The sequence below is a fragment of the Christiangramia aquimixticola genome, assembly GCF_048285835.1.
Taxonomy (GTDB): Bacteria; Bacteroidota; Bacteroidia; order Flavobacteriales; family Flavobacteriaceae; genus Christiangramia; species Christiangramia aquimixticola.
In genome coordinates, this window is record NZ_JBLVTL010000147.1 from 1 (window position 1) to 322 (window position 322).

Here is a 322-nt window from a genome sequence, read left to right on the forward strand (position 1 = left end):
CTTTTTGAGACTGTCCAAATATCGTTCAGCCTTTAGGATATCTTCTTCGGTTGCTTTGGGAATTCGAAGGATATGCCTCGTGTTATAAGTGTTTCCTTTGATCTCCAACAACTGAATCATATGAAAACCAAATTGGGTCTCCACCGGATCCGAGATCTCACCCGGTCTTAGTCCTAATGAAGTTGCTTCATATTCAGGAGCCAATTCGCCTCTTCGGAAAAAACCAAGATCACCTCCTTGAGCTGCCGATCCCGGATCTTCGGAATATTTGGTAGCTAACTCTGCGAACGTTGATTTTCCACTTAAAATATCTTGTTTGAAT

The 322-nt window shown here is 42.2% G+C and carries 1 protein-coding gene; it reads right to left on the reverse strand.

The genetic code is table 11. From position 1 onward, the window contains the following. On the reverse strand, positions 1-322 hold a 322-nt coding region (locus ACNKXV_RS13880), incomplete at both ends, for a peptidylprolyl isomerase (protein WP_417908311.1).